The sequence below is a fragment of the Micromonospora sp. NBRC 110038 genome (assembly GCF_020884815.1).
Lineage (GTDB): Bacteria > Actinomycetota > Actinomycetes > Mycobacteriales > Micromonosporaceae > Micromonospora > Micromonospora haikouensis.
On sequence record NZ_BBOL01000005.1, the window covers coordinates 15,443 to 41,792 of the forward strand.

General features: G+C 74.5%; 27 protein-coding genes. 14 read left to right on the top strand and 13 right to left on the bottom strand.

The genetic code is table 11. The annotated features are described in order from the left end of the window. Genes LPU61_RS18335 through LPU61_RS18355 form a run of 5 tightly spaced genes read right to left on the bottom strand, consistent with a single transcriptional unit; the run spans position 1 to position 4,058 of the window. Positions 1-1,326: a sensor histidine kinase gene (locus LPU61_RS18335; RefSeq protein WP_229405837.1), complete on the bottom strand. Its 1,326-nt coding sequence runs from the start codon at positions 1,324-1,326 to the stop codon at positions 1-3. Positions 1,327-1,358: 32 nt separating this feature from the next. Beyond that, on the bottom strand, positions 1,359-2,375 hold the full coding sequence (locus LPU61_RS18340; RefSeq protein ID WP_043963731.1) for an ATP-binding SpoIIE family protein phosphatase: 1,017 nt from the start codon (positions 2,373-2,375) through the stop codon (positions 1,359-1,361). Then, the gene (locus LPU61_RS18345) at positions 2,372-2,791 is read right to left on the bottom strand and encodes an ATP-binding protein (RefSeq protein ID WP_043961293.1); all 420 of its coding nucleotides are present in this window, start codon (positions 2,789-2,791) and stop codon (positions 2,372-2,374) included. The genes LPU61_RS18340 and LPU61_RS18345 overlap by 4 nt, the downstream gene beginning before the upstream one ends. Then, positions 2,788-3,198, bottom strand: a complete 411-nt coding sequence (locus LPU61_RS18350; RefSeq protein ID WP_229405610.1) for an STAS domain-containing protein — start codon at positions 3,196-3,198, stop codon at positions 2,788-2,790. Before LPU61_RS18350 ends, LPU61_RS18345 begins: the two co-directional genes overlap by 4 nt. Further along, on the bottom strand, positions 3,198-4,058 hold the full coding sequence (locus LPU61_RS18355) for an STAS domain-containing protein (RefSeq protein ID WP_043961291.1): 861 nt from the start codon (positions 4,056-4,058) through the stop codon (positions 3,198-3,200). The genes LPU61_RS18350 and LPU61_RS18355 overlap by 1 nt, the downstream gene beginning before the upstream one ends. 164 nt (positions 4,059-4,222) lie before the next feature. On the opposite strand from LPU61_RS18355, the gene LPU61_RS18360 reads away from it, so the two are divergent. Next, the gene (locus LPU61_RS18360; RefSeq protein WP_043961290.1) at positions 4,223-4,579 is read left to right on the top strand and encodes an STAS domain-containing protein; all 357 of its coding nucleotides are present in this window, start codon (positions 4,223-4,225) and stop codon (positions 4,577-4,579) included. 9 nt (positions 4,580-4,588) lie between these two features. On the opposite strand, the gene LPU61_RS18365 is transcribed toward LPU61_RS18360, so the two are convergent. After that, complete coding sequence (locus LPU61_RS18365; protein ID WP_043963730.1) at positions 4,589-5,743, bottom strand: MFS transporter; 1,155 nt, start codon at positions 5,741-5,743, stop codon at positions 4,589-4,591. A 377-nt stretch (positions 5,744-6,120) separates the two neighbouring features. On the opposite strand from LPU61_RS18365, the gene LPU61_RS18370 reads away from it, so the two are divergent. The 4 genes from LPU61_RS18370 to LPU61_RS18385 all read left to right on the top strand — a co-directional run bounded on the left by LPU61_RS18370 (position 6,121) and on the right by LPU61_RS18385 (position 8,165). Next, positions 6,121-6,744: a FadR/GntR family transcriptional regulator gene (locus tag LPU61_RS18370; RefSeq protein WP_043963729.1), complete on the top strand. Its 624-nt coding sequence runs from the start codon at positions 6,121-6,123 to the stop codon at positions 6,742-6,744. Positions 6,745-6,784: 40 nt separating this feature from the next. Continuing rightward, a complete protein-coding gene (gene mscL, locus LPU61_RS18375; protein WP_229405611.1) occupies positions 6,785-7,258 on the top strand; it encodes a large conductance mechanosensitive channel protein MscL in 474 nt (157 codons plus the stop codon). An 81-nt stretch (positions 7,259-7,339) separates the two neighbouring features. Beyond that, entirely contained in the window at positions 7,340-7,600 is a 261-nt protein-coding gene (locus LPU61_RS18380) for a hypothetical protein (protein ID WP_229405612.1), read from the top strand. A 178-nt stretch (positions 7,601-7,778) separates the two neighbouring features. Continuing rightward, positions 7,779-8,165, top strand: a complete 387-nt coding sequence (locus LPU61_RS18385) for a hypothetical protein (RefSeq protein ID WP_043961287.1) — start codon at positions 7,779-7,781, stop codon at positions 8,163-8,165. Between the two features lie 159 nt (positions 8,166-8,324). Here LPU61_RS18385 and LPU61_RS18390 read toward each other — a convergent pair whose 3' ends face one another. After that, positions 8,325-9,635, bottom strand: coding sequence for a benzoate/H(+) symporter BenE family transporter (locus LPU61_RS18390; protein ID WP_229405613.1), 1,311 nt, complete (start codon positions 9,633-9,635; stop codon positions 8,325-8,327). Between the two features lie 55 nt (positions 9,636-9,690). Here LPU61_RS18390 and LPU61_RS18395 point away from each other — a divergent pair, with 55 nt between their 5' ends. The 4 genes from LPU61_RS18395 to LPU61_RS18410 all read left to right on the top strand — a co-directional run bounded on the left by LPU61_RS18395 (position 9,691) and on the right by LPU61_RS18410 (position 13,074). Continuing rightward, positions 9,691-10,260, top strand: a complete 570-nt coding sequence (locus LPU61_RS18395; protein WP_229405614.1) for a helix-turn-helix domain-containing protein — start codon at positions 9,691-9,693, stop codon at positions 10,258-10,260. Positions 10,261-10,377: 117 nt separating this feature from the next. Beyond that, positions 10,378-11,100, top strand: coding sequence for a PP2C family serine/threonine-protein phosphatase (locus LPU61_RS18400; protein WP_043961285.1), 723 nt, complete (start codon positions 10,378-10,380; stop codon positions 11,098-11,100). Next, entirely contained in the window at positions 11,097-12,287 is a 1,191-nt protein-coding gene (gene eis / locus LPU61_RS18405) for an enhanced intracellular survival protein Eis (RefSeq protein WP_229405615.1), read from the top strand. Before LPU61_RS18400 ends, eis begins: the two co-directional genes overlap by 4 nt. Before the next feature lie 40 nt (positions 12,288-12,327). Then, positions 12,328-13,074: a ZIP family metal transporter gene (locus LPU61_RS18410; protein WP_043961283.1), complete on the top strand. Its 747-nt coding sequence runs from the start codon at positions 12,328-12,330 to the stop codon at positions 13,072-13,074. Between the two features lie 23 nt (positions 13,075-13,097). Here the strand turns inward: LPU61_RS18410 and LPU61_RS18415 are convergent, their stop codons facing one another. The 3 genes from LPU61_RS18415 to LPU61_RS18425 are packed head-to-tail and all read right to left on the bottom strand — an operon-like array spanning position 13,098 to position 15,590. Continuing rightward, positions 13,098-14,180 carry an NAD-dependent epimerase/dehydratase family protein gene (locus LPU61_RS18415; RefSeq protein ID WP_229405616.1) on the bottom strand — a complete coding sequence of 361 codons (1,083 nt, stop codon included), beginning with the start codon at positions 14,178-14,180 and terminating at the stop codon, positions 13,098-13,100. 45 nt (positions 14,181-14,225) lie between these two features. After that, on the bottom strand, positions 14,226-14,531 hold the full coding sequence (locus LPU61_RS18420) for a hypothetical protein (protein WP_229405617.1): 306 nt from the start codon (positions 14,529-14,531) through the stop codon (positions 14,226-14,228). Between the two features lie 27 nt (positions 14,532-14,558). Next, on the bottom strand, positions 14,559-15,590 hold the full coding sequence (locus tag LPU61_RS18425) for a P1 family peptidase (RefSeq protein WP_052503589.1): 1,032 nt from the start codon (positions 15,588-15,590) through the stop codon (positions 14,559-14,561). 74 nt (positions 15,591-15,664) lie between these two features. On the opposite strand from LPU61_RS18425, the gene LPU61_RS18435 reads away from it, so the two are divergent. Further along, entirely contained in the window at positions 15,665-16,702 is a 1,038-nt protein-coding gene (locus LPU61_RS18435) for a LacI family DNA-binding transcriptional regulator (protein WP_082106140.1), read from the top strand. Here the strand turns inward: LPU61_RS18435 and LPU61_RS18440 are convergent. Together LPU61_RS18440 and LPU61_RS18445 are read right to left on the bottom strand one after the other, a co-directional pair. Then, positions 16,644-17,555 carry a siderophore-interacting protein gene (locus tag LPU61_RS18440; RefSeq protein WP_043961281.1) on the bottom strand — a complete coding sequence of 304 codons (912 nt, stop codon included), beginning with the start codon at positions 17,553-17,555 and terminating at the stop codon, positions 16,644-16,646. The two genes, LPU61_RS18435 and LPU61_RS18440, sit on opposite strands and share 59 nt — an antisense overlap. Then, entirely contained in the window at positions 17,552-18,601 is a 1,050-nt protein-coding gene (locus tag LPU61_RS18445; RefSeq protein WP_043961280.1) for an iron-siderophore ABC transporter substrate-binding protein, read from the bottom strand. The genes LPU61_RS18440 and LPU61_RS18445 overlap by 4 nt, the downstream gene beginning before the upstream one ends. Positions 18,602-18,703: 102 nt before the next feature. Here LPU61_RS18445 and LPU61_RS18450 point away from each other — a divergent pair, with 102 nt between their 5' ends. The 3 genes from LPU61_RS18450 to LPU61_RS18460 are packed head-to-tail and all read left to right on the top strand — an operon-like array spanning position 18,704 to position 21,614. Further along, positions 18,704-19,729, top strand: a complete 1,026-nt coding sequence (locus LPU61_RS18450; RefSeq protein WP_043961279.1) for an iron ABC transporter permease — start codon at positions 18,704-18,706, stop codon at positions 19,727-19,729. After that, entirely contained in the window at positions 19,726-20,748 is a 1,023-nt protein-coding gene (locus LPU61_RS18455; RefSeq protein ID WP_043961278.1) for an iron chelate uptake ABC transporter family permease subunit, read from the top strand. The genes LPU61_RS18450 and LPU61_RS18455 overlap by 4 nt, the downstream gene beginning before the upstream one ends. A 44-nt stretch (positions 20,749-20,792) precedes the next feature. Further along, on the top strand, positions 20,793-21,614 hold the full coding sequence (locus LPU61_RS18460) for an ABC transporter ATP-binding protein (protein WP_043961277.1): 822 nt from the start codon (positions 20,793-20,795) through the stop codon (positions 21,612-21,614). Positions 21,615-21,724: 110 nt separating this feature from the next. Here LPU61_RS18460 and LPU61_RS18465 read toward each other — a convergent pair whose 3' ends face one another. Beyond that, complete coding sequence (locus tag LPU61_RS18465; protein WP_082106139.1) at positions 21,725-24,637, bottom strand: tetratricopeptide repeat protein; 2,913 nt, start codon at positions 24,635-24,637, stop codon at positions 21,725-21,727. A 214-nt stretch (positions 24,638-24,851) separates the two neighbouring features. Here LPU61_RS18465 and LPU61_RS18470 point away from each other — a divergent pair, with 214 nt between their 5' ends. Then, positions 24,852-26,066, top strand: a complete 1,215-nt coding sequence (locus LPU61_RS18470; protein ID WP_229405618.1) for a hypothetical protein — start codon at positions 24,852-24,854, stop codon at positions 26,064-26,066. Positions 26,067-26,350: the final 284 nt, after the last annotated feature.

Here is a 26,350-nt window from a genome sequence, read left to right on the forward strand (position 1 = left end):
TCACGCTCCGCCCACCGGCAGGACGACGGTGAAGGTGCTGCCCCGCCCCGGCTCGCTGGCCAGCTCCAGTGCGCCGCCGAGCAGGTGCGTCACCCGCCGGGCGTACGGCAGACCGAGGCCGGTGCCGCCGATGCGGGTGCTCCCCGGCACCTGGTAGAACTCCTCGAAGATCCGCTCGTGCAGCTCCGGGGCGATGCCCGACCCGGTGTCGGAGACGGACAGCCGCCACCGCCCGTCGCGGAGCTCGGCGCGCAGCCGGACCTGGCCCCGCTCGGTGAACTTGAGCCCGTTGTGCAGCAGGTTGCGCAGCACCTGGGCGAGCAGCACCTCGTCGGAACGGACCGTGCCGGGCGGCGGCGGGTCCTCCACCACCAGCTCGACGTCCGGCTTGGTGGACAGCGCCCGCAGGGTGCCGCGCAGTTGGCCGAAGATGGCCCGCAGGTCGACCTCGGTCCAGTTCGGCTCCAGCCGCCCGGACTCCGCCTTGGCGAGATCGAGCAGGTCGTTGACCAGGCCGAGCAGGTCGGTGGCGGAGTCCCGGATCAGCCCCACCTGGCGGGCCTGCTCGGCGGTGAGCGGGTCGGACGCGGAGTCGGCCAGCAGCCGGCTCAGCCCGATGATCGCGGTCACCGGGGCGCGCAGCTCGTGGCTGACGTTGGCCAGGAACCGGCTCTTGGACTCGCTGGCGGTACGCAGCTGGGCCGACTTCTCGTCCAGCTCGGCGTAGAGGGCCACCACGCCCCGGTTGGTCTCCTCCAGCTCCTCGGTGAGCTGGTTGTAGAGCGCCATCACGCCCCGGTTGGTCTCCTGGAGCTCCTCGTTGAGCACGGCCAGCTCGTCGCGCTGGCTGCGTACCTCGTCCAGGGCGGCGATGAGCTGCTCGTTCTGGAGGGCCAGCTCGTCCACGGCGCTGGCCGGAGCAGAGCTGCCGAGCTCGGCGCGCAGCTCGGCGAGGCGCTCCGGGGTCAGCGCCTGCGCGTTGGCCGGGACACGTCGGGACATCCTCACGACCGTATCGCCCTCCCGGCCCACCACGCCCAGCATGTCCACGAGGCGTGCCACCGCGCCGGACTGCGGCTCGTACCGGCCGCTGGGGAGCGGGCGCACCGGGGCCAGGTCGACGCGCAGGCGGACCGGGCCCTGCGCCTCGACCACGGCGGCGAAGGTGACGTCGGCACCGCCGCAGATCCGCAGCAGGTCCCGGGCCACCTCGCTGAGTGCGGTGGCAAGCCGCACCTGGTCCTGATGTTCCAGCCCGACCGCCTCGGCGACCTCCCGGCCCCGCTGCCGGATGAGGAAGATGTCGTGCTCGACCCGCAGCGCCATCTGGAGCAGCGACGGGCCGCCGGCCGGGCCCGTCACCAGGGCGCCCTCGCGGCGAGTACGCACGCGTCGTCCCGTCGCACCCCGGCGTCGCGCAGCACGGTCGCGGCCAGCACCAGCGGGGCGCGCCCGGCCAGGCCGGGGTAGTCGTCGAGCTGCCAGCGGTCCGCCACCCCGTCACTGTGCATCACCAGCGAAGCTCCGGCGGGGAAGGGGTACTCGTACTCGCGGACGACGGGTCGTTGATGGCCGGCGATGCCGGGCAGGGAGACGAGCCCGCGCCGCCGCTCGCCCTCGGCGAGCACGGTCGCCGCGATGTTGCCCAGCCCCGCGTACCGGAGCAGGTGGGCCTGCCCGTCCAGCTCGGCGACGGCCAGCGCGGCCCCCCGGGTGTGCGTCATCGCGCGGTGCAGGTGCTGCACCACGGCGGCCGGCGGGGCGGCCGGGGCGGACCGGAACGCGGCGAGCGCCGCGTCGGTCGCGGACGCGGCCAGCGGCCCGTGCCCGAGACCGTCGCAGACCAGCACCTGGTGCCGCCCCTCGGCGACGCGGACGGCGTACCCGTCGCCGCTGACCGCCTCGCCGGTCAGCGGCCGGGTCAGCGCCCCGGCCCAGGACTGCGCCGGGGCGGGGCCCTTCGGCCAGATCTGCACGGCGAGCACGGTGCCCCGGCCGGGGAGGGAGTAGCCGTCGAACCAGTCCGCCTGGCGCATGATGGCGCCGAGGCCGATGCCGAGCGTGCCGGCGGTGGAGTGGCCGTCGCGGGAGGAGACCGTGAGGTCGGCCATGCCGGGCCCGGAGTCGATGGCGACGAGTTCCACGCCCGCCCGGTCGCCGACGCGCACGGGGCGCAGCAGCAGCACCCCGTCGTCGGCGTGCTTGACCAGGTTGCTGGTCAGCTCGGCGGCGACGATGGCCAGGTCGGCGGTGCGGGCGTCGCCGATGCCGAGCTGCCCGCCCAGCCGCTCGGCGGCCCGCCGGACCGAACTGGCCGCGCTGCCGCTCTCCACCCGGAACCAGATGCCGTGGTCGGACACGGCGTCCAGGGTCATCGGGACCACTTGGTGACCGTGATGCGGGTGCCCCGCCCCGGGCCGGTGTCGATGTCGAACTCGTCGACCAGGCGGCGGGCACCGCTGAGGCCGAGCCCGAGGCCGCCGCCGGTGGTGTAGCCGTCGGTGAGGGCCAGGTCCAGGTCGGCGATGCCGGGGCCGTCGTCGGCGAAGACGATGCGCACCCCGCGCCGCCGGCCGTTGTCCACCACGGACACCTCGGCGCTGCCGCCCCCGCCGTAGACCAGGGTGTTGCGGGCCAGCTCGCTGGCGGCGGTGACCAGCTTCGTCTGGTCGACCAGGGAGAGCCGGACGGCCACCGCCACCGTACGCACCAACTGGCGGACCCGCACCACGTCCTCGTCGCTGCGGATCGCCTGGGCCTGCGGGTCGCCCAGGTCGACGCCCGCGGTCACCTCGTGTCCGTGGACTGGTCGCCGGGCTCGTCGATGTCGTAGCCGTAGTCGTCGTCGTGGGTCGCCGCGATCAGCTCCATGCCCCGTTCCACGTTGAGGGCGGTGCGGATGCCGTTGAGCGACAGGCCCAGCTCGACCAGGGTGATGGCGACGGCGGGACGCATCCCGACCACCACCGTCTCGGCGTCGAGCACCTTGGAGATGGAGGCGATGGTGGAGAGCATCCGGCCGACGAACGAGTCGACGATGTCCAGCGCCGTGATGTCGATGATCACGCCGTGGCAGCCGGTGGCGACGATCCGCTCGGCCAGGTCCTCCTGGAGCTGCACCGCCGTCTGGTCGGACATGTCGACCTGGATCGATACGAGCAGGATGTCGCCGATCTTCAGGACCGGCACCCGCTCCATCAGGACTCCCGACGCGGCTGGCGGCGCGCCGTCTCCACGCCCGTCAGCCGCAGCACGTGTCGCAGCGCGTCGGCGAGGCTGGCCTTGGTGGCGATGTCGCCGAACTCGATGCCGAGGGCGACGATGGTCTGGGCGATCTGCGGCCGGATGCCGGAGATGATGCAGTCGGCACCCATCAGCCGGGCGGCCACCACGGTCTTGAGGATGTGCTGGGCGACCTGGGTGTCGACCGCCGGAACGCCGGTGATGTCGATGATCGCGTACGGCGAGCCGGTGTCGACGAGGGTCTGCAGCAGCCGCTCCATCACCACCTGGGCGCGGGCCGAGTCGAGCGTGCCGACCAGCGGGACGGCGACCACGCCCTCCCAGATCTTGACGACCGGGGTGGAGAGTTCGAGCAGCTGCTCGGCCTGGTCGGCGATCAGGCTCTCCCGGGTGCGCACGAAGCTCTCGAAGGTGAACAGCCCCATCTGGTCGACCAGGGAGGAGAAGGCCACGTAGTCGCGCAGCGCCGTGTCGGTGGCGTCGGCCTCCAGCAGCTCCAGCAGGACGTCCTTGAGCGCGTACACGCTGATCGCCGTCTCGGTGGCGGTGAAGCCCTGCCGGGCCCGGCCCCGGGACAGCTCGGCCAGCACGGCGCGCAGCTCGCCGGCCGACTCGGACTCCAGGTCGAAACCGCCGCCGCGGGCGGCCTCGATGACGGCCCGGTGCAGCTCCTGCACCTGGCGACGCAGCTCCGCCTGGCTGAGCCGGCCGCGCAGCGAGGCGCCCACCAGCTCCGTCCAGCGCTGGGTGATCCGCTCGGCGTGCTCGTCGAGCAGACCGGTCAGGCGACCGCTTTCCTCCGCGCTCAACGCCACGGCATCCTCCCTATGACCTGGGTCGGCCGGACTCTACCACCGGGTAGTCGGAAACTAGTTGTCCCACGGCAACGACATGACGACCGGCACCCCGGCGCTCCCGGCTCTGCGCCGAACCGCCCTCGTGGGATACGGTTCCACCGATACCAGCAGGAGGTCGGCGAATGTCCTTGACGGTGCAGACGGAACAGCGCGGCGACGTGGTCGTCGTGTCGGTCGCGGGCGAGCTGGACATGGCGACGGCTCCGCAGCTCCAGGACCAGATCACGGACCTGCTGGACAAGGGCCGCAGCCGCCTCGTGTTCGACCTGGCGGAGGTCTCGTTCTGCGACTCGACCGGGCTGTCGGTGTTCGTACGCGCCAAGAACAGCTGCGACGAGGCCGGGGGCGTGGTCCGGCTGGCCGCCCCGCAGCGCGGGGTGCTGCGCATCCTGGAGGTCAGCGGGCTCGTCGAGGTGCTGCACACCTACCCGACGGTGGAGCAGGCCGTCGCGGGCGACCCCACGCCGGCCTCCTCCTGACCGTCCCGCTCAGCGCTCGTCCTCGACGAAGCGGGGGCGGGCGATGACCAGGCCCGCGCCCGTCTGCACGGCGAGGGCGACGAGCAGGAACCCGATCGGCGCGGTCCACCCGCCGGTCGCCTCGTAGAGGACGCCGACCAGCAGCGGCCCGAGCGCCGCGATCACGTACCCGGTGCTCTGCGCGAACGCCGACAGCGCCACCGTCCCCTCCGCCGTGCGGGCGCGCAGCCCGATGGTGGTGAGGATCAGCGGGAACGCGCCCTGGCCGAGGGCGAGCAGGGCCACCCAGAGCAGCGCGCCGTCGTGCGGCGCGAGCGCCAGCCCCAGGTAGGACGCGGCCGAGAAGGCGGTCAGCCCGAACACCAGCGGCCGCAGCGTCCGCAGCCGGCCGGCGAGCGTCGGCATCAGCAGCGCCACCGGCACGCCGAGCGCGGTCACCCCGGCCAGCAGCAGCCCGGCCGTCTCCGGACGGAAGCCGGCGTCGCGGAAGAGCTGGGCCAGCCAGCCCATGATCGCGTACCCGCTCAGCGACTGCGCGCCGAAGTAGACCGCCATCGCCCAGCCGAGCCGCGTCCGCGCCGGCCGCACCCGGACCGGGGCGGCGACGGCCACCGCGCCGGTGGCGGCCCGCCGCGCGGCGCGGGCCCGCAGCGCCAGCGGCACCCACGGAAGTACGGCCAGCGCGGCCAGCCCGGCCCAGACCCCGAGCCCGGCCCGCCAGGACCCGAAGGCGTGCGCCACCGGCACCGCCGACGCGGCGGCCACCGTCGTGCCCGTCGTCAACGCCATCGTGTACGCCCCGGTGACCAGGCCGGTGCGGTGCGGGAAGTGCTGCTTCACCAGCATCGGCAGCAGGATGTTCGCCACCGCGATGCCGGCCAGCGCGAGCGCGCTGGTGGCCACGAAGACCAGCGCGGAGTCGGTGACCACGCGCAGCACCTGCCCGACGGCGAGGGCCGACATGGCGACCACGAGCACCCGGGCCGGGGCGTACCGCCGGACCAGCCAGGGGGTGAGCGCGCCGAGCCCGGCGAAGGCGATCGTCGGCAGGGTGGTGACGAGCCCGGCCATCGCCCCGGAGAGCCCGAGGCCGGTGCGGACCTCGCCGAGCAGCGCGCCGAGGCTGGTCACGGCGGCGCGCAGGTTGAGGGCGACCAGCAGCATCCCGACCAGGACCAGCAGCCCGCCGGTCACGGGCTGCCCGGTCTTCTTGGCCTCGACCTTCTCGGTCCCGGTCCTCTCGGTCCCGGTCTTCTTGGCCTCGGTCTTCTCGACGAGGGTGGGTGCGGGGGCCGGGGCGCGCGCCACGTCGACGGTCGGGCGGGATCGGGCGGTCCCGGTGGTCGGTTCCGCGACGGCGGTCGGTGGCGGGGTCATGGCCTTCAACCTACAATCATGGGATGAATCCTGGGCAGGTGATGTAACCAGTGCCACCGTCGGTTGATTCCGCGCCCCCGCCCGGGTCCGCCCCCCGGCCCGACTCCGCACCCCCGCCCGGGTCCCCGCCCCCGCCGCCCCGGGGCCAGCGCGTCCGGCAGACGATCGAGCAGCTCCGGGCCCGCATCCTCGGCGGCGAGTGGCCGGTGGGCGGCCGCATCCCCACCGAGCCGCAGCTCGTCGCCGCCCTCGGGGTGGGGCGCAACACCGTCCGGGAGGCCGTCCGCGCCCTCGTGCACGCCGGGGTGCTGGAGTGCCGGCAGGGCTCCGGGACGTACGTGGTGTCGACCGACGAGCTGGCCCCCGTGGTGGCCCGCCGACTCACCGACGACCGGATGACCGAGGTCGTCGAGGTGCGCCGCGCCTTCGAGGTGGAGGCGGCGCGGCTGGCCGCGCTGCGGCGTACCCCGGCGGATCTGGCCGCCCTCGACGGCGCGCTCGCCGCCCGGGAGGCCGCCTGGCGCGCGGGCCGGGTCGACGAGTTCGTCGAGGCCGACGCAGCCCTGCACACGGCGGTGGTGGCCGCCGCCCACAACGGCATGCTCGCCGAGCTGTACGCGTCGGTCGGCGCTGCGCTGCGCAGCACGATCAGCCAGGCGACGGGCGACGCGCTGGAGCCCGAGCGGTACGTCGACCACGCCCGGCTGGTGGACGCGATCAGGGCCGGTGACCCGGCCTTGGCGGCCCGGGAAGCTGGTGCTTTCCTGGAGCCCTCCCCGGGGGAATAGGTTGCCCGGGAAACCGAACCGGACACCACGGGAGTAACGGATGCTCAAGGGCTTCAAGGACTTCATCATGCGCGGCAACGTCGTCGACCTCGCGGTCGGCGTCGTCATCGGCGCGGCGTTCACGGGCGTGGTCACCCAGCTCACCAAGTCGTTCCTGGAACCGCTGGTCAGAGTCCTGATCGTGCTGATCACCGGAAATCCGAAGGGCCTTGAGGGCTCGACCCCGACGTTTCGCGGCATCCCGTTCGACTGGGTGGCCTTCGTCAACGCGGCGATCACCTTCCTGCTCACCGCGGCGGCGCTCTACTTCCTGGTCGTCTTCCCGATGAACAGGCTGGCCGAGCGGCGCAAGCGCGGCGAGGAGCCGCCGCCGGCCGCCCCCAGCGAGGAGGTCAAGCTGCTCACCGAGATCCGGGACGCGCTGATGGCCACCGGCCACACCACCCCGGGCCAGCAGCGGGGCGCCTTGGACGACGTGCTCGGCCGCAGCCCGGAGCCCCCGGCCGCGCGCTGACGCACACCGACGCACACCGGCCCTCACGGGATTCCCGTGGGGGCCGGGCCTTGTCGTACACATGTTCGATAGAGTCCCGCCATGGAGCAGCGGAAGCACTGGTGGAACGGCAAGTGGGGGCGGCTCGCGCGGCGGGACGTCTTCCTCCGGGTGGACGGCGACCGGTGGCACGTCGAGCAGCGCGCCGGGGGCGCGGAGGGGGTCTCCCAGTTCTACGAGTACCCGAACGCGGAGGAGGCCGAGGAGACCGTCCGCGCGCTGCTCGCCGGGGCGGACGGGTGGCGGGAGCTGTCCCCCCGGCCGCCGGGCTCGTGGCTGCCGACCCCGGACACCCGCACCTGACCGGGACGGTGTTTCGAGGTTCGGCGCGGCGTTCGGTCGGGCCTGACCCGGACGATGTTCGGGGTCGGCGCGGCATCTGGTCGGGCCTGACCGGGCGCGGCGTTCGGCCGGCGCGGCATCTGGTCGGGCCTGACCGGCGCGGCGTTTAGTCGGGTGGCGGGGCGGGAACCGCCTCGGGATGGAGCAGCAGGGGACGGATCAGCAGGCGGCCATCTCCCGCGTCACCACCGGGATGCCCGTGTTCGACGTGACCGGTGCAGAGGTCGGCACCGTGGACCTCGTCCAGCGGGGCGACCCGAACGCGGTGACCGTGCAGGCGCCGACCGCCGCCCCGACCGCCGACCCGGGCGGCAGCCTGGACGAGCTGATCGAATCCGCGGCGACCGAGGAGCCGGACGTCCCTGCCGACCTGGCCGCCCGCCTGCTGCGCACCGGCTACCTGAAGGTCTCCACCGACCAGGCCCCGACCGGCGCGGTCTACGTGCTCGCCGACCAGATCGCCGCCGTCGCCGACGGCCGGGTACGCCTCGACGTCCTCGCGACGAGCCTGCCCGCCGAGGAGTGACGCCAGCGGGCCTCGATCGACGCGGGCCTTGATCGAGGCGAGCCCCTTGGTCGACCCCGCCCCTCTTGATCGACGCGGCCCCCTTGATCGACTCCATGTCGGCGACATCGGGGTATCCCGGGGCGGTTTTTCCCGCCATGTCGCCGACATGGAGTCGATCTAGCGCTCCGCCCGCCCAGCCGACGCCCGCCCAGCCGACGCCGGCTCGACGGGCTCGACGGGCTCGACCGGCGGAACCGGCTGCACGGACTCGACCGGCTGGGCCGGCCGGGCGGGCTCGACGGGCTCGACGGGCTCGCCGGGCTCAGCGTGGTCGCTCTCGTGGCGGCGGCGTAGGAGGAGCAGCATCAGCCAGCTGGCGACCAGCCCCCAGAACGCGCCCCCGACGCCGAGCAGGCTCACCCCGGAGGCCGTGACGACGAGGGTCACCACGGCCGCCTCCCGGGTCGCCGGGTCGGCGACGGCCGCCGACACCGCGCCGGCCAGCGCGGCGAGCAGCGCGAGCCCCGCCACGGCCTCGATCAGCACCGGCGGGGAGAGCAGCACGAGGGCGGTGGCGACGCCCGCGCCGAGGCCGAGCAGGGCCAGCCCGACCCCCGCCGTGACCGAGGCGACCCAGCGGCGCTCCGGGTCCGGGTGGGCGTCGGGGCCGGCGGCCAGCGCGGCGGTGATCGCGGCGAGGTTGACCGCGTGCCCGCCGACCGGCGCGCCGATGGCGCTGGCCAGGCCGGTGACCCGCAGCGCGGAGCCGAGCGGGGGACGGTAGCCGTACCCGGTGAGCACCGCCATCCCGGGGACGTTCTGCGCGGCCATGGTGACCAGGAACAGCGGCAGCGCCAGCCCGATCACCGCCGGCACCGTCCACTCGGGTGCGGTGAGGACGAGCACCGGCCGCAGGCCGTGCGTGCCGACGCCGCCCGGCGTGGTCACCGCGATGGCGACCGCCGCCGCGACGAGCGCGGCGGGCACCGCCCAGCGCCGGGCGAAGCGGTGCAGGACGAGCCAGGTGACGACCACCGGCGCGGCCAGCCTCGGCACCTCGACCAGGGCGCGGACGGGCGCGGTGCACAGCGGCAGCAGCACCCCGGCCAGCATCGCGGCGGCGATCGGGCCGGGGATCGCGGCCACCGCCCGGCCGAGCGCCGGGAACAGCCCGGCGGCGACGATCAGCGCCCCGCACACGACGAACGCGCCGACGGCGGCCGGCCAGCCGCCGGGGACCGGGCCGGTGGCCACCAGCAGCGCCGCCCCGGGGGTGGACCAGGCGATGGCCATCGGCAGCCGGTGCCGCAGCCCCAGCCACACCGCGCAGAGGCCGGACGCGACGCTGACGGCGAGCAGCCCGGAGGCGGCCTGCCGTTCGTCGGCGCCGACGGCGCGCAGCCCGGCGAGCACGACGGTGAATGAACTGGCGAAGCCGACGAGCGCGGTCACCACCCCGGCGAGCACGGGTTGCAGCAGGCCGGCCACGTCTCCCCCTTCGCCGTTCCGTTTACGGAACGATGGCGTGTAGCACGATAGCGGGATGGAGTCGCCGACACCAACCCCGCAAGCGGCCCGGGAGCAGGCAGCCACGGACGCCGGCACGGTCGGTGCCCGGGTGCGCGCCCTGCGCGAGGAGCGGGGCCTGTCACTGTCCACCCTGGCCCGGCTCGCCGGGGTGGGCAAGGCCACCCTCTCCGGCCTGGAGAACGGCACCCGCAACCCCACCCTGGAGACGCTCTACGCCGTGACCGCCCAGCTCGGGGTGCCGCTGACCGCGGCGCTCTCCGGGCCGGCGGCGACCCCCACGGTGCGCGGGGCGGCGGTGAGCGCGACCCTGCTGGAGGTGTTCACCGAGGCCGGGGCGACGTACGAGCTGTACCGGATGCGGGTCGCGCCCGGCGTCGGCCAGCTCTCCCCCGCGCACCAGCCGGGGGTCACCGAGCACGTCACCGTCTTCGCCGGGCAGCTCCGCGCCGGGCCGGTGGACGACCCGCTGACCGCCGGGCCCGGCGGCCACCTGCGCTGGACGTCGGACGTGCCGCACGGCTACGCCGCGATCGGCGACGAGGAGGTGTGGGCGAGCCTGCTGCTGCGCTACCCCCGCCGCTGACCGGTCGACCGTTCGGGCCGCCGGCCGGTCGGCCACCCGCGCCGACACAAGATTCTTTTCGGGCCGACCCCGGAGTGCGTAGAGACGCCGGGCGGGTCTTCTTGGCAAGCTTGTCGTATGACGCTGATCCTCCGCTCGGCCATCCTCAACGACGTCGGCCTCGTGCGGACCAACAACGAGGATTCCGCCCTCGCCGGTGACCGCCTCGTCGCCGTCGCCGACGGGATGGGTGGCCTGCCGGCTGGTGAGGTGGCGAGCGAGATCGTCATCCGCATCCTCGACGAGTTGGACCCGCCCACCACCACCGAGGGGGCCGCCGACGCGCTGCGGGCCGTGGTGAGCACCGCCAACCAGCGGATCCGGGCCGCCATCTCCGTCGACCCCGCGCGCGAGGGCATGGGTACGACGCTGACGGCCGGCCTGCTCGCCGGGGACGTCCTGGTCCTCGCGCAGGTCGGGGACTCCCGCTGTTATCTGCTGCGGGACAACGAGCTGACCCAGCTCACCCGCGACGACACGTTCGTGCAGGCGCTCGTCGACCAGGGCGCCCTCTCCCCGGACCAGGCGCGGCACCACCCGCAGCGGTCGCTGGTGACCCGCGCCGTGCAGGGCGCCGACACGCCCCCGGCGGTCGGCACGCTCACCGTCTTCGCCGGCGACCGGCTGCTGCTGTGCAGCGACGGGCTCTCCGACTACGTGGACGACGCCGCGATCGCCGCCGCCCTCGCCATGTACGGCGACCGCCAGCAGTGCGGCGAGCAGCTCGTGAAGCTCGCCCACCAGGCCGGCGCGCCGGACAACGTCACCGTCGTCGTCTCCGACGTCACGGCGCTCTCATGACCATCCGGCGGTTGACCAACTCCGAGCGGCCGGCCACCTCCTTCCCGCTCCAGGCGTACGCCTTCGAGGCGTCCCCGATGCGGCCCGAGCGGGCCGAGGAGTTCCGCAGCTACCTGCCCTACCACGAGGCCACCCGCACCCTGGTCGCCGAGGAGGGCGGCGAGACGCTGGCCACCGCGTCGGCCATCCCGATGCGGCAGAACCTGCGCGGGGCGGTGCTGCCGATGGCCGGCGTCGCCGGGGTCGCCACCCACCCGCTGGCGCGGCGGCGCGGGCACGTCCGGGCCCTGCTGCGCCAGCTCCTCGACGAGATGCGCGACGAGGGGCACCCGCTCACCGCGCTGTACCCGTTCCGCGCCTCGTTCTACGAGCGCTTCGGGTACGTCGGCCTGCCCCGGGCGCGTACGGCCGTCTTCGCCCCGGCCGACCTGGCCGCGCTGCTGCGCGCGGACCTGCCCGGCGAGCTGGCCTGGGGCCGCAGCGGCTCGGGGTACGCCGACCACCGCGCCTTCACCGAGCGCTGCCTGGCCGAGCGGCACGGGTTCGCGATCTTCCCCGAGACCCGGGCGGTGCGGCAGCGCGACGACGACGACCGGTGGCAGCTCACCGCCCGCATCGACGGCGAGACGGTCGGCGTGCTGACGTACCGGATCGACGACCACGGCGGCGAGCTGGCCGGCGACGACCTGCTGGTCGCCGACCCGTACGCCCGGGCCCTGATCCTGCAGTTCCTCGCCCGGCACGTCGACCAGGTGGAGCGGATCCGCCTGCGGATCGCGGCGGACGAGCTGCCCGAGCTGTGGCTGACCGACCTGGCCGTGCACGTCGAGGCGCGGGTCGCCCGGCCGGGTTCGTCCGCGCCGATGGCCCGGCTGCTCGCGCTCGACGCGCTGGCCGGTCTCCCGGCCGGGCCGGGCCGGGTCCGGGTGGAGCTGACCGGGGACCGGTGGCTCGCCGGCACCCACCTGCTCGACGGCGCGACCGGCCGGCTGGAGCTGTCCGGCGACGCCACCGGGTCCGTGCCGGCCGCGACGCTCACGGCGGCCGGGCTCTCCGCCCTGGCGTACGGGGTGCTGGACCCGGCGGAGGTCGACGTCCGTGGCCTGGGGCGGGTGCCGGCGGACGCCGCCGCCGAGCTGCGCCGCCTCTTCCCCCGCCGTTTGCCATACCTCTTCGCGGACTTCTGACCCTGTTTCGCGATCCCGGGGCGCGGGTAGCGTCCTGCGGGTGCCGGAGTGGTCGCAAGCGGGTGGTTGGGGGCTGCTGGCCGGGTCGGCGCTGCTGCTCGGGGCGGCGCTGGGCTGGTTCGTGCCCGTCCCGCGCCGGGTCATCGCGTCGATCATGGCCTTCGGGGCCGGGGTGCTGCTCTCCGCCGTCTCCTTCGAGCTGATCGCCGAGGCGCACGAGCAGGGCGGGCTGTTGCCCACCGCGGTCGGGGCGGCCGGCGGCGCGCTCGCGTACACGGGGGCGAACGTCCTGCTGGCCAGGCGGGGCGCGCGGCACCGCAAGCGCTCCGGCGCGCAGCCGTCGGAGCAGGAGGCGCCCGGTTCCGGGTCGGCGATCGCGGTGGGCGCGTTGCTCGACGGGATCCCCGAGTCGGTGGTGATCGGCGCGAGCCTGCTCACCGGCGGCCCGGTCAGCCTGGTCACGGTCGTCGCGGTCTTCCTCAGCAACGTGCCGGAGGGCCTGTCCAGCGCGGCCGGGATGCGCCGGGCCGGCCGGAGCAGCCGGTACGTCTTCGCCCTGTGGGCCGGGATCGCGCTGGTCAGCGGTCTCGCGGCGCTCGCCGGCTACACGCTGTTGGGCGGTGCGCCGCCGGAGGTGCTGGCCTCGATCACCGCCCTGGCGGCCGGCGCGATCCTCGCGATGATCACCGACACCATGGTCCCCGAGGCGTTCGAGGACGCCCACCTGCTGGTCGGCCTGATCACGGTCGCCGGCTTCCTGACCGCCTTCGCGCTCTCCCACGCCTGAGGGTGCCCCCGGCGCGGGCGGAGTCAGTAGGGGTTGGTGTGGCCGGGCGGGCGGGCGCGCAGCAGGGCCGCCGGGCGGCCCGGCCGGTCCGGGGCGGCCGACATCGGCGGGCTGCCGGTGTGCCCGCCGTACGCCATCCCGGCGAAGAGGTCCCGCAGGGCGGCCAGCGCGTCCGTACCCGGCTGCCAGCCCAGCTCGGCCTCGGCCCGCTCGCTGGACATCAGCGGGGCGTTCAGCGCCAGCTCGACCCAGCCGGCGTCCACCGGTTGCAGCCGGGCCCGCCAGGTCATCGCCGCCGCGCCGCGCAGCAGCGGGGCCGCCACCGGCACCGTCCAGCCGTGGAAGTGCCGGGCCACCAACTCCGGGGTGAGCACCGGGTCGGCCGCCAGGTTGAACGCGCCCCGCGCGTCGCCCAGCACCGCCCGGGCGTACGCGTCGGCCACGTCGTCGGCGTGCACGGCCTGCATCCGCAGGCGGCGGTGCGTGGGCACCAGCGGGAGGCGGCCGTACCGCAGCAGCCGCACCGGGGCCAGCGGCCCGAGGAAGTAGCGGGTGATCTCGGTGCCGGCGTCCCGCTGGAAGATCAGCCCGGGGCGCATCCGCACCACCCGCAGCCCCGGGTGCTGCCGCTCGACCCCGTCGAGCAGCGCCTCCACGTTGGCCTTGTCCCGGCTGTACGACGACCCGGGCACCCCGGTCGCCGGCCACCGCTCGCTGACCGGGTGGTCCTTCGGGCCGGGCGCGTACGCGCCGACGGACGACGCGTACACCAGGGCGGGCACCCGCGCGCGGAGCACCGCGTCGACCACGGCCCGGCTGCCGTCGACGTTGGTCCGGCGCAGCACCCGCTGGTCGTGGCTGGGCTGGATCTGCCAGGCCAGGTGGACCACCGCGTCCGCCCCGGCGAAGACCTCCACCAGCCGGGCGGCGGCACCCGGTGCCCCGACGTCGCAGGGGTGCCACGTCAGCCCGTCGTACGGCTCACCGGCGTCCGGGCCGGGTGGGCGGCGGGCCACCCCGACCAGGTCCAGGCCCCGTTCCCGGCGCAGCCGCCGCAGCAGCGCCGTCCCGGCGTTCCCGCTCGCCCCCAGCACCACGATCCGCATGCCTGGCCCCGTACCCGCTGGGCGGGGGACGAATCACGCGGGACGTCAGGGGCGGGGGGAGGTGCGTACCCAGCTCTGCCGCTGCCGGCGGTCCCGGCTGCCGCCGGTGGCGGCCAGGCAGCGCGGGCAGACGTGGCCCACGGCGTCGCCGGCGGTGAGCACGTCGGTCGAGGAGTAGTCGAAGCGGACGTGCGGGAAGCGGCGCAGCCTGGTCCGGCTCAGGGGCAGCCCGCACAGGGTCTGGTTCTGCCCGGGCAGCCAGGCGTGCACCTCGCCGCCGGGCCGGCGCACCCCGTCGGGGCCGGTCTCCTCGCTCGACGCCGCCACCGCCGGGGCGCTGCTGATCCGCATGCCCCCAGGTTCCCCACCCGGCGCGAACTATCCCGCCGCCACCCCGGCCGTTGCGGCGGGTGCCCGCCGCGGGGTGTCGACGCTGGCGAGGACGGCGTCCCAGGCCAGTTCGGCGGCGACCGTGCCCAGCCGGAGCGACGGGGAGGGCACCGTCACCTCGTCGGTCGTCAGGGCGAACAGGGTGTCGCCGTCGGCGATGGTGTGGAAGGGCTGGATCGCCCGGTGCATGGAGCTGTGCACCTGGGTGGCGAACTGGGCGAGCTCGGTGTCGGTCATCCGGACGTTGGTGACCACGGCGGTCAGGGTGGTGTTGCCGCCGGCCGGCGCGGGGTCCGGCGTGGCTGCCGCGAGCAGCTCGGCGTAGTCCTCGGCCGGGTGGCGACGCCGGCCGGTCGCCGGGTCGAGGTTGCCCCGCACGATGCCGCCTTCCCGGTCGACGATCACGCCCATCGCGTTCACCACCGTCAGCACCAGCAGCCGGGCCGCGCCGATGCGGGCGAAGGCGGCACCCTGCCCGCCCCACTCGGCGCGGGCGTTGTCGACCTTGCCGACGGTCGCGCCGACCCCGGCGCCGACCCTGCCCACGGCCACCCCGTCGGTGCGTACCGCGCGCAGCCCGTCCGCGCCGAGCTGGGCGTCCGGATAGACGGCGTTGTCCCGGGGGGTGAAGTCGTAGACGACGGCCCCGGACACCACCGGCAGGCTGCCGAAGTCGGTCGCGTAGCCGGCGCGGCGGAGCAGTTCGTCGTAGACGCCGGAGGCCGCGGCGAGACCGAAGCTCGACCCGCCGGCGAAGCACAACGCATGGTGGTACGGGAACCCGCCGCTGACGCCGACGGCCCCGCCCCGCCTGTCCACGGCCGTACGCGCGCCGCCGGGGATGCTGAGCACGGTGACGCCGGTCGGCCCGTCGGGATACTCGGCGGTGCCGATCCCCACGCCGGGCAGGTCGAACTCGACCCAACCGTCGCCGGCCGCACCGAGCACGGCGGGTCGCTGCCGGTGGTCGTTGCCGACGGGCGACGTCGTGCGCGGCGGGGCGGGATGGTGCTCGGACATGAGGGTCACCGTCTTCCGTGGGGGGTGTGGTGGTGCCGTGTCCCGGCCGGTGCCCGGTTCCCTAGACTGGGCTGATGCCCCGTCCGGTCACGCTGCACGACGTCGCGCGCCGGGCGGGAGTCGGCAAGTCCACGGTTTCCAATGTGCTGTCGCGTTCCGGCCGGGTCTCCGAGGCGACCCGGGAGCGGGTCCGCGCGGCGATGGCGGAACTGGGTTACGTCCCCAACCGCGCGGCCCGGCAGTTGCGGGGTGGCCGCACCGGCATCATCGGGGTCTACGTTCCCGGCGTGCCGTCCACTTCGGAGTTCTACATGCGGTTCGTCTTCGGCATCATGGAGCGCGCTGCCGCCCGCGACCGGGACGTCACCATCCTGACCGCCTCCGAGCACCGGTCGCCGCGGGCGCTCGACGGGGTGATCGTGGCCGACCCCCACCAGGACGACGAGTTCGTGGCGGTCCTGATGCAGGGCGGCATGCCGGTCGTGTGCTTCGAACGGCCCCCGGACGGCATGCGTCCGGAGGTGGTGCTCTGGGCGGACCACCACCGGGCGCTCACCGGGCTGCTGGACCGGATGGCCGCCGCCGGTGCCCGGCGTCCCGCCCTGGTGGTGCCACCGGAGACCGGCGACTGGGCGGCCCAGCTCGCGGCGGGATACCGCGACTGGTGCGCCCGGCACGGCGTCGCCACCGTGGTGGCGCAGCATCCGTGGGTACCCTCGCCGGCGGAGGTGTCCCGGGCGGTCGCACAGGTGCTCGCCCAGCCGGGGGTGGACGCCCTGGTGTGCGCCTCGGTGGACACCGCTCCGCTGGCCGTGCAGGTGCTGCACCGGCTCGGCCGCCGGGTCGGGCGGGACGTCCTGCTGGCGAGCGCCACCGAGTCGAGCGCCCTGCGGCTGGGACAACCGCCGATCACCGCGCTCGACCTGTCGCCGTTGGACGCCGGGCGCCGCTGCGCCGACCTGCTCGACGAGCTGATCGGTGGCGGCCCGGGTGGGGTCTACGAGCACCCGGTCCACCTGTGGTGGCGGGACTCCACCCGGGGGTCGGAGCCGGTCACCGGGTCATCCGTTCCAGTGCCTCCTCCATCCGGTCACCGGCCTCCACCGGGTTGAGCCCGGCCGCGAGGGCGTCCTGGTAGACCTGGTCGAGGAGGGGACGGAAGCGGGCGTAGCGGTGTTCCCAGTCGGCCGCGTCGGTGCGCCAGTAGCCCACGCAGACGGCGCGGTCGCGGGGCAGGTGGTGCACGGTACGCAGCACGGACCGGGCCTGGCGGCACTCGCCGGCCTCCCCCGCGACCCAGACGTAGCCGGGACCGTCCGGCAGGGTCGTCTCCCGCAGCCGGTCGACGAGGCTACCCGGGCCGTGGCCGTTGCCCACCCCGACCCGTACGTCGATCTGCACCGCGGGATCGTCGCCGGCGGCGGCGAACAGGTCCCGGGCGTCGGCCGTGTCCGGCAGGTCCACCAGCACCCGCACCGGGACGCCGGGCGTCCGTTCCGCGACGATGCGGGTGGCAGCCGGCAGCCCGGCCAGGTCGGCGGCGAGCACGAGCCACCGGGTGTCCGCAGGTGGGCGGAACCAGGCGCGACAGCGCCACAGCAGGAGACCGGTGCCGGTTTCGGCCCGCCGCGCCCAGGACGTGGCGGGGCCGTGGTCGTGCAGGGCGAAGTCGACGGTCAGCCGCGCTCCGACCGGATCGAAGTCCCGGACGGAGTAGTTGCGGCCGGTGGGCGGGTGCGGCTCGTCGTGGTAGCCCCACACCTCGCCGCGCAGGGTCATCGGTGGCGGGGCCGGCTCGCCGGGGCGGGGGAAGTAGAGCGTCACCGACTCGTCCGGCACGCCCAGGGCGGGGAAGCGGGCCAGGTCGGGGCCGCCGAGGACGACCCGCTGCAGGTGCGGGGTCAGTCGCCGGGTCTCGTGCACGGTGGCGGTCCAGAAGCCGGGCCGGGTGAGCGTGTCGGTCATTTCGCGCTGTACTCCGAGTCGGTGGCGGGGTCGCCGTCGGCAGCGGCGGCGAGCGCGGGGACGATCTTGTCCAGCACGTACGGGAGGCTCAGCACGGAGGAGAACGCCAGCGCGCCGTTGGCCTCGGTGCCGAGGAAGACCTCGCGGCGTTGGGTGTGCACGTCGAGCCGGGTGTAGAGCGGGTCGCCGAGCAGGGTGGCCACGCCGGGGTCGGTGGCCGCCTCGGACCAGACGGCGACGTCCACGTCCGTCAGGTCGAACCGTTCGCGGCTGATGGTGGCGGACTGGTTGGCGTTGTCGGTGAGCGTGGTGACCTCGGGTGACATGGTCAGGCCGAGGTCGAGCAGGACCTTCGAGGCGGTGGTCTCGGGGCTGAACAGGTAGTACTGGCCTTCGTACGTGGAGGCGAACACGGTGCGGGCGCCCTTGAGGCGGGGCTGCGCCCCGGCGACGGAGGCGATCCGCTTCTCCAGGTCGGCGACGAGCGTCTCGGCTTCGGCGCTGCGGCCGGTGATCTGCCCGGCGGCCCTGGTCATCTGCTGCCACGTCACCGCCCAACTGCCGTCCCCCGCCGGCTGGGCGACGGTGGGGGCGATCTTCGCGAGCAGGTCGTACTCCTGGCGGGACATGCCGGAGGAGAGCCCGACGATGACGTCGGGGCGCAGCGCGGCGATCTTCTCGTAGTCGAGCTCGGCGCGGGCCAGCACCTCCGGCCTGGCCTCGCCGAGCCGCTCCCGGGCCCACGGCCAGGTCGCGTTCGGCATGTTGCCGTACCAGTCGCGGATCGCGACGGGCACCTCGCCGAGGGCGAGGAAGTAGTCCTGCTCCTTGAGGCCCACCACCACGATCCGCTCGGGCTTGGCGGCGATGGTGGTCGTGCCGAAGGCGTGGGTGAGCGTCGTGGGGAACGCGGCGCTGGACGATCCGGACGCCGTGTCGGCCGGGCCCGCCTCGCTTGCGGCGCAACCGCCGGCCACCAGCGTGACGAGCAACAGTGCGGCGGCGGTCAGGAGTGTGCTCAGCCGGCGTGGGCGGGTGTGTGACATGGCATTCGATCCTCTGAGGGGCGGCGAAACGAGATTCCCATGGGGCTTAGGGTAGGTTTACCTTAGCCAGCGATGGAACGTTCCACCATGAAGTGAGTCACAGTGTCGGTCGCCACCCCCACCGGCTTACGCCGCCCCCACCTCCTCGCCGCCGGGCTGCTCGCCTGTGCCGTCGCCCTGCTGGCATCGATCGCGGCCAGCCTCGTCGTCGGCGCCCTGCCCCTGACGCCCGGCACCGTGCTGCGGGAACTCGTCGCCCACGGCGACAGCCAGGCGGGCCTGATCGTCTGGGAGGTCCGGCTACCCCGTACGGCGATCGCGATCTGCGTCGGAGCGGCCCTGGCGCTGGCCGGCGTCCTCATGCAGGCGCTGACCCGCAACCCCCTCGCCGACCCCGGGCTGCTGGGCGTCAACGCCGGTGCCGCCGCCGCCGTGGTGGCCGGGATCCTCGCCGGGGTGGCCGGCCAACGCGGTCACCTCCTGCTCGCCCTGCTCGGCGCGGGCGTCGCCGCCGGCCTGGTCACCGTCATCGGCGGCACCCGGGGCCCGGGTACGGCCGAGGACGGCCGGCTGGTCCTGGCCGGCGCGGCCGTCGGCGCCTGCCTGACCGGCGCCGTCGCCGGAGTCACCCTGCTGGACCAGACCGCGTTCGACCGGTACCGGTTCTGGGCCGTCGGCAGCCTCGCAGACCAGCCGCTGTCCGCCCTGCTCACGGCCGCCCCCGCGCTGGTCGCCGGCCTGGTCGTCACCGTGGCCGTGATCCGGCCGCTGGACGTGCTGCGCTTCGGCGACGACGGCGGCACCGCCCTCGGCGTCAACCCCGGCCGCACCCGGCTGCTCGCGTTGGTCGCCACCACCCTGCTCTGCGGCGGCGCGACCGCCGTGGCCGGCCCCATCGGCTTCCTCGGACTCGCCGTCCCCCATGCCGCCCGCGCGATCTGCGGCCCCCGGCTCGGGTGGGTCGTCGCCTACAGCGGCCTGCTCGGCCCGATCCTGCTGATCACCGCCGACGTGCTCGGCCGGCTCCTGGCCCGCCCCGGAGAGATCGAGGTCGCGATCGTCATGGGCGCCATCGGCGCCCCCGTGTTCATCGCCCTGGTCCGTGCCCGGAGGATCCCCCGACCATGACCACCGCCCCCACCAGCGGTCCGGGCCGACGCACGCTCCGTCGGCAGACCCGCCGCGCCACCCTCGCCTGCGTCGTCGTGCTCGCGCTCAGCGCCGGCCTGGCCGTCGCCGCCCTGGCCAGCGGCCGGTACGCCACTCCGCTGCACGAACTGTGGCCGGTGCTGACCGGCGGCGGCGACCCCGGCCTGCGGTTCGTCCTGTTCGAGCTGCGGCTGCCCCGGATCGGCACCGCCCTCGCCGTCGGGGCGGCCCTCGGCGCGGCCGGCGCCCTCTTCCAGAGCGCCAGCCGAAACCCCCTCGGCAGCCCCGACATCGTCGGCTTCACCGTCGGCGCAGCCACCGGCGCGCTCGTCGTCCTGCTGGTCCTGCACGACACCCGGCTCACCCCGGCGGTGGGCGCGGTGCTCGGCGGCGCCGCCGTCGCCACGGCGGCGCTGCTGCTCGGCGGGACCGGGCAGCGCCTCATCCTCGTCGGGATCGGCCTGTCCGCCCTGCTCACCTCCGTCAACGCGTACCTGCTGACCCGCGCCGAGGTGACCGACGCGCAGAACGCCGCCGTCTGGCTCGTCGGCAGCCTCAACGGCAGCGGTCACCACCTGCCGCTGCTGCTCGGCGCGCTCGCCGCGCTGCTGCCGCTCTCCGTGCTGGCGGCCCGGGGGCTGCGGCTCATCGAGAACGGCGGGGACAAGGCACTGAGCCTCGGCGTACCCGTACGCCGGCAACGCCTCACCGCGACGGCCCTGGCGGTCGCGCTCACCGCCGTCGGTGTCGCCGGCGCCGGGCCGGTCGGCTTCGTCGCACTGGCCGCCCCCCACCTGGCCCGCCGGCTCACCCGGGTCGCCGCCCCCCTGGTGACCACGAGCGCGGCGCTCGGCGCCGCCCTGCTGCTCGCCGCCGACCAGCTGGCCCAACGACTCGTCCCCGGGCAACAACTGCCCGTCGGCGCGGTCACCGGCGTCCTCGGCGGCGGCTACCTCGCTCTCGTCCTGGCCTGGACCTGGCGGGGGAGGCCCAGGTGAGCCGTCCCCCGTCTCACACCGCACCCGCCGCCCCGGAGGCAACCATGACCGCCCCGCCCGCGATCGAGCTGGACTCGGTCACCGTCGGCTACGACCGCCGAACCGTCTGCCGCGACGTCTCCCTGCGGGTCGCCGAGGGAAGCTTCACCGTCTTCATCGGACCGAACGGATGCGGCAAGTCCACCCTGTTGCGCACCGTCGCCCGCGTGTTGCGGCCGACCGAGGGCCGCGTCGCCGTCCTCGGCCGCGACGTCCGCGGCTACAGCCGGCGGCAGTACGCCCGCACCGTGGGGCTGCTCCCCCAGGGCATCGAGGCACCGGCCGGGATGACCGTCACCGATCTGGTGCTACGCGGACGGCATCCGCACCGATCGCCGCTGAGTCGCTGGACGGCGCAGGACGAACAGGCGGTCAGCTCGGCGCTGGACGTCACCGGGACCACCGGGTTCGGCGACCGGATCCTCGCGGAACTCTCCGGTGGTCAGCGGCAACGCGCCTGGCTGGCCATGCTGCTGGCGCAGGACACCCCGATCCTGCTGCTCGACGAACCGACCACCTACCTCGACATCGCCCACCAGTACGAGGTCCTCGACCTGCTCGCCGACCTGCACGCCGGCGGCCGGACCGTGGTCGCCGTCCTGCACGACCTCAACCAGGCGGCCCGCTACGCCACCGACCTGGTGGTGCTGCGCGGCGGCCACGTCGCCGAGACCGGCCACCCGGCGACGGTGCTCACCCCGGACCTCGTCGCCGACGTGTTCGGGCTGCGCTGCCGGATCGTGCCCGATCCGGTGACCGGCACGCCCGCGGTGTTCCCCGAGCCTTCCCGACCCCACCCGACCGGTTCCGCGCCGGCGGGCGGGTGAACGGGCGACCGGTACGGCAGTCGCTGCCGCCGGCGTAGCTCCCCGGCCCGGACGTCGCCGGGCCGGGTCGAAGCGCTCGATCGACGGCATCCGGGCTGCCGGGGGGGGGCTCACGCCGACCGTTCCTCCCTCCGTTGCGAGTGGTCGTGGTAAGTGGCGAGTCGGTCCCGCACGACCTGCCGCTGCGGGTGGTCCGTGTCGCCGAGGAGACCGAGGGCTTCCCGGCCCCGGACGAGGGCGCCGTCGTGGTCGCCGACCGCGCTGAGGGCCTCCGCCGACACGACCAGGGCGCGCGCCTGCCGCAGCGGGTCGGCCAGTTCGTCGCCGACGGCCCGGGCCAGGGCGGCGTCGGCCAGCGCATCGCGGTGCCGGCCGAGGCGCAATTGGGCCTCGGCCGAGATGGTGAGGGCGTCGCACCGGATGGTGTCGTCGGTGACCCGGTCGTGCAGGCCGAGTGCGACGCGGCCCTGGGCAAGGGCGACCTCAGGCTGGCCCGCGTCGAGGCTGAGTTCGGCGAGCCCGACGTGGGTGAGGCTTCGTCCACGCAGCGAGCCGATCCGGTCCCAGACGACAAGAGCCTGTCGGTAGAACGCGCGCGCCTCGTCGCGGAGCCCGAGCCGATGGTGCGCATCGCCTAGGTTATGGAGGGCGTACGCCTCCCCGGGGACCTCCCCGACCGCGCGGCAGTCGGTCAGCACCTCGTGGAAGCTGTCGATGGCGGCGAGGGTCGCCCCGGTGCGCAGTTGTACGGAGGCGAGGTTGTGCCGACAGGCCCGCTGCAGCTCGGCGCACCCGTTCTCCCGGGCGAGGCGCAGGGCCTCGGTGAAGAGGCGGCCGGCGCGGTGGTAGTCGTGGGTGGTGAAGTAGCTCGCGCCGAGGTTGACGAGGGTGCCGGCCCGGCCCAGGTCATGACCGTCGGCAGTCGCGGTGTCGAGGGCGATCCGCAACATCTCCCGCGTGTCTTCCTGGTCGCCGGACCGGTCGAAGACCTCGTGGACGGTGTCGACGATCTGCCAGGCGTGCCGGTGCAAGCCTTCGGCAGCCGCGCGACGGACCATGGCGAGCAGGTTGGTCCGTTCCACCTCGCACCAGCGCAGGGCGGCACAGTCGGAGGCGAACGTCATCGGCGTCACCCCGCCCGGCTCGGGCAGGTCGGGAACGGCCGGTCGGCCCGGCGCCAGCAGACCGACGGCGTTGACGGCCGTGTGCAGGTACCAGTCCAACAGCCGACGGAGCGCCGCGCGGCGCTGCTCGGGTGGCACGTCCTCTCCGGCCCGGTCGGCGGCGTACTGGCGCAACAGGTCGTGCATCCGGTACCGGCGGACGGTGTCGTGGTCGACCAGGTGGGCGCGGGCGAGCCGGTCGAGGGCCCGCTCGGCTCCGGCGACGTCCACCGCCAGCATCGCCGCGGCGGCCTCGGCCCCGATGGTGCTGCCCGGAAAGAGGCCGAGCGCCAGGAAGAGCCGGGCGGGCAGCGGGTCGAGCGCGTTGACCGACCAGGCGAAGACGGTCCGCAGGGTCATCTCGTCGGTGTCGTCGCCCTCGATGTCGAGCAGTCGACCGGCCAGTTCGTCGGCCAGGTCGCCGAGCCGCGCATCGGGCCGGGAACCCACGTGCTCGCCGATGACCCGCAGCGCGAGCGGCAGGCCGTCCGACAGTCGGGCCAGCGTCTCCAGCGCCGCGGGCTCCGCGCCGGCGCGTCTCCCTCCTACGATCCGGCCGAGCATGCGCTGTCGTTCGAGGTACGACAACGGCGTGACGGTGAGGCTGCGGATGCCGTGCCGGACACTCAGCCCAGGGAGCCGGTTGCGACTGATCACGACCGTGAAACCGGTGTCGGCGCGGGGCAGGAGCTGCCGCGCGTGGTCGGAGTCGACGACGTTGTCGAGCACGACGAGCATCCGCCGCCCGCTCATCAGCCGGTGGTACAGCTCGAGGCGTCGTTCCGCGTCGGCGGGCACCCGGTCGGCCGGGACACCGAGGGCGACGAGGAAGCGGTGCAGCGCCTCCTGCGGGCGGACCGGCGGGGCCGGTCCGTGTGCCTCCGCGTTCAGGTAGAGCTGCCCGTCCGGGAACCAGCTCTGCCGGCGATGCCCCCAGTGCCCGGCGAGGGTCGTCTTGCCCACCCCCGGCATCCCGGTCAGCACGACCACCTTCGCGATGCCGTCGCCGGCGGCGAGAGCGTCCAGCTCGTCGAGCAGTGCGGTGTGCCCGGTGTAATCGGGTACGTCGTGCGGCAGCTGCCGGGGCATCGGCACGGTTCCGTCCGTGCCGGCGAGTTGGCTCCTCGCCGGCACGCCGGGTTGGAGAGCCGCCAGGTCCAGCACCGGATCAGTTCGCATCGCTCGGCGATAGCGTCGCCGGTAGGCGGCGACAAAATCCCGCGCATCGTGGGTACGACCGGCCGCGTGCAGTGCGGTGGCCCACAATCGGGCCAGCCCCTCGTCGAGCTGGTTCTCGATCAGCAACGGTTCGAGTCGGGTCAACACCCGCTCGTGTCGGCCGATGGCCAACTCACTCTCCGCCAGAAGTTTCTCCGCCCTGAATTGCTTCTCCCGCATATCCCGCCGGAGGTGTTCACCACGCGCGCCGCGCAGCTCGGCGAGCGGATCATCCCGCCACAGATCGATTGCCCCGGTGAGCAGATCAATTCCCCGATCATGATGATGCCGGTCAATTGCCTGCCGCGCCTCGGCGGTCAATCGCAGGAACCGGTGGTAATCGACCAGCTCCGGATCCACCGCCAGCCGGTAGGCGCCGGCGCCGGGCACCCGCACCAGGGCATCCTGGAGGCCGACCAGCCGCAGGGCCGACCGCAACCTGCTGGCCAGCGTGTAGAGCAGCGGTCGGCGGGCATGGACGGCGGAATCCTGCCACAGGAACTCCACGATCGTCTCGACCCGCACGGGATCACCGGCGTGGTAGAGCAGGACAGCGAGCAGGCCGCGCTGCTTCGCCGCTCCCAGCGGGATCGTCCGCCCCCCGACCGTGAGTTCGGTGGGACCCAGAATCGTGAACTCCATCAGCTCTCGCCCCCACTAGATCTTGATCGACGTTCACCTATTTATTCTTGATCCGACAGACCGATAGTCACAAACATTTCTCCGCAGAGTCCAAGATCGGACATTCCACTTCCCAGCGCCCTGCAAGCCCACTGCAAGGCGACCGGCAAGGTGATCCGCAGCCGCCCACTCGACGCTGATTCCCATCCACACAGCACGCCGGAAGGGACGCAAAATGACGTCATTGGAATGGTCGGCCAGCCCGATCGGCATCGACGCCAACCGTTGGGTGAGCCGGTCGGGCTGCCGTACGGTGCTCGTCGTCGCCCACACCATCACGAGCTGCCAGCGGCTGCTGGACGTGATCGAGTACGTCGAGAGCGACCCCCGGGTCCAGCTGGTCTTCACGGTGGCGCCGGACGTCTTCAACCCGCACGTGAGGCGGTTCCTCGACCGGCTCGGCGCGCTCGTGCTGCCCTGGCACCAGGCCGTCCGGGAGCGGTTCGACCTCGGCCTCGCCGCCACCTACGGCGGGCTGCACCAGTTGCACGCGCCCCTGCTGCTGATGGCCCACGGGGCGGGGCACAGCAAGCGGGTGCGACCAGCGTCGTACGGCGGACCGGTGCTCGCGGAACCGCCCGTGTACGGGCTCGACGCCCAGCGACTGACCCACGGCGGGCGAGTGCTCCCGACGGCCCTCGCCCTCTCCCACGACGGCGAGCTGGAGGTGCTGCGCCGGCAGTGCCCCGAGGCGGTCGAGGCCGCGGTGGTCGTCGGCGACCCCTGCGTCGACCGGCTCGTCGCCAGCCTCCCCCGACGCCCGGACTACCGACGGGAGATGGGGCTGGACGAGCAGCAGGAACTCGTCGTGGTCTCCTCCACCTGGGGCCGGGACGGCGTCTTCGGCCGCTGGCCCGACCTTCTTCCGCAGCTGATGACGCAGCTCCCGGCGCAGCGGTACCGGATCGCCGCGCTGCTGCACCCGGCGGTGTGGGACGCACACGGGCACCGCCAGATCCGCGCCTGGCTCCGGGACTGCCGCGACGGCGGGCTGCTGCTGCCCGATCCGACCGTCGACTGGCGCGGCCCGGTGGTCGCCGCCGACCACGTCATCGGCGACCACGGCTCCGTCACCGCCTACGCCGCCGCCATCGGACGCCCGACCCTGCTGCTGCCCGCCCCCCGGTCGATGCCCGCCGCCGGCACGGCCCAGCACCTGCTCGCCGCCAACGCGACCCACCTGGACCCGCACCGGCCGCTGCCACCCCAGCTCGCCCTGGCCGCGACGGTCGACCCGCAGGCGGTGATGGCCGCCCTGACCGCCCGGCCGGGGGAAGCCGGCGTGCTGTTGCGGCGCACCATGTACCGGCTGCTCCAGCTTGCCGAGCCGGGCCGGCACCGGCAGACTTCCCCGGTGCCGATGCCGGTGCCGCTGGACGGCCGGGCATGAGCGCCGCCGCCGAGCCCGTCGTCGTCGTCGCGCTGCTGCCGGGTGGCCCACCGCCCCGCGCGGCTCGGCTCGCCGACGTCGTGGTGACCATCACCGGCGGCGATCCGGCCCGGGTCGGCGCGAGCCTGCTCACGGCCTGCCCCGGGATCGCCCTCGCCGTCGTCGGCACCCCGGCAGGCGACGTCACCGTCGGCGTACGTAACGGCCCGCCGCTGGAGCTCGGCCAGGTGACCCCGCCCGGCCTGCTGACCGTCGGACTGCTCGCCGCGACGGCCGGGCTGCTG

Excerpts from the sequence above, each read along its gene's own strand:
- LPU61_RS18440 (WP_043961281.1), bottom strand. The coding sequence starts at position 17,555 with ATGACCGACACGCTCACCCGGCCCGGCTTCTGGACCGCCACCGTGCAC.
- LPU61_RS18460 (WP_043961277.1), top strand. The coding sequence starts at position 20,793 with ATGACCGCCCCGCCCGCGATCGAGCTGGACTCGGTCACCGTCGGCTAC.
- LPU61_RS18435 (WP_082106140.1), top strand. The coding sequence starts at position 15,665 with ATGCCCCGTCCGGTCACGCTGCACGACGTCGCGCGCCGGGCGGGAGTC.
- LPU61_RS18335 (WP_229405837.1), bottom strand. The coding sequence starts at position 1,326 with ATGGCGCTGCGGGTCGAGCACGACATCTTCCTCATCCGGCAGCGGGGC.
- LPU61_RS18415 (WP_229405616.1), bottom strand. The coding sequence starts at position 14,180 with ATGCGGATCGTGGTGCTGGGGGCGAGCGGGAACGCCGGGACGGCGCTG.
- LPU61_RS18400 (WP_043961285.1), top strand. The coding sequence starts at position 10,378 with ATGACGCTGATCCTCCGCTCGGCCATCCTCAACGACGTCGGCCTCGTG.
- LPU61_RS18445 (WP_043961280.1), bottom strand. The coding sequence starts at position 18,601 with ATGTCACACACCCGCCCACGCCGGCTGAGCACACTCCTGACCGCCGCC.
- LPU61_RS18455 (WP_043961278.1), top strand. The coding sequence starts at position 19,726 with ATGACCACCGCCCCCACCAGCGGTCCGGGCCGACGCACGCTCCGTCGG.
- mscL (WP_229405611.1), top strand. The coding sequence starts at position 6,785 with ATGCTCAAGGGCTTCAAGGACTTCATCATGCGCGGCAACGTCGTCGAC.
- eis (WP_229405615.1), top strand. The coding sequence starts at position 11,097 with ATGACCATCCGGCGGTTGACCAACTCCGAGCGGCCGGCCACCTCCTTC.
- LPU61_RS18340 (WP_043963731.1), bottom strand. The coding sequence starts at position 2,375 with ATGACCCTGGACGCCGTGTCCGACCACGGCATCTGGTTCCGGGTGGAG.
- LPU61_RS18395 (WP_229405614.1), top strand. The coding sequence starts at position 9,691 with ATGGAGTCGCCGACACCAACCCCGCAAGCGGCCCGGGAGCAGGCAGCC.
- LPU61_RS18385 (WP_043961287.1), top strand. The coding sequence starts at position 7,779 with ATGGAGCAGCAGGGGACGGATCAGCAGGCGGCCATCTCCCGCGTCACC.
- LPU61_RS18360 (WP_043961290.1), top strand. The coding sequence starts at position 4,223 with ATGTCCTTGACGGTGCAGACGGAACAGCGCGGCGACGTGGTCGTCGTG.
- LPU61_RS18465 (WP_082106139.1), bottom strand. The coding sequence starts at position 24,637 with ATGGAGTTCACGATTCTGGGTCCCACCGAACTCACGGTCGGGGGGCGG.
- LPU61_RS18420 (WP_229405617.1), bottom strand. The coding sequence starts at position 14,531 with ATGCGGATCAGCAGCGCCCCGGCGGTGGCGGCGTCGAGCGAGGAGACC.
- LPU61_RS18350 (WP_229405610.1), bottom strand. The coding sequence starts at position 3,198 with ATGGAGCGGGTGCCGGTCCTGAAGATCGGCGACATCCTGCTCGTATCG.
- LPU61_RS18425 (WP_052503589.1), bottom strand. The coding sequence starts at position 15,590 with ATGTCCGAGCACCATCCCGCCCCGCCGCGCACGACGTCGCCCGTCGGC.
- LPU61_RS18470 (WP_229405618.1), top strand. The coding sequence starts at position 24,852 with ATGACGTCATTGGAATGGTCGGCCAGCCCGATCGGCATCGACGCCAAC.
- LPU61_RS18380 (WP_229405612.1), top strand. The coding sequence starts at position 7,340 with ATGGAGCAGCGGAAGCACTGGTGGAACGGCAAGTGGGGGCGGCTCGCG.
- LPU61_RS18365 (WP_043963730.1), bottom strand. The coding sequence starts at position 5,743 with ATGCTGCTGGTCGCCCTCAACCTGCGCGCCGCCGTGACCAGCCTCGGC.